Source organism: Neisseria sp. P0014.S002, from assembly GCF_051958295.1.
Classification (GTDB): domain Bacteria; phylum Pseudomonadota; class Gammaproteobacteria; order Burkholderiales; family Neisseriaceae; genus Neisseria; species Neisseria flavescens_B.
The window spans coordinates 1-243 of record NZ_JBQCVO010000109.1 but is presented as its reverse complement, the minus strand read 5'-3'; the positions used below and the strand labels follow the sequence as shown (position 1 = coordinate 243).

Sequence of the window (243 nt, the reverse complement as noted above, 5' to 3'; positions counted from 1 at the left end):
CACCTGATCCAACTTCAATCGTGGGAAACGGTCGATGTTTTTTGCAATCATGGCTTGTGCGGTTTGCTTAAAGAAGGTGCTCATGAGAAATCCCCTAAATGTCTTGGTGGGAATTTAGTGGATTTTGGGGAATTTTGCAAAGGTCTCAGCCCGTCTGAATTTCAGAAGGCCTTTGATTTCATCACCTACATACAAAATCATAAAACAGCCTACCCTTTTCCGAACAGGCTCCATTAGCCAAGT

At 43.2% G+C, this 243-nt stretch carries 1 protein-coding gene; it reads left to right on the top strand.

Features of this window, described 5'->3' with window-relative positions:
• The coding region (locus tag ACTHSX_RS10800; RefSeq protein ID WP_440379685.1) for a hypothetical protein at positions 1–237 on the top strand (237 nt) is incomplete at its 5' end.
• Positions 238–243: the final 6 nt, after the last annotated feature.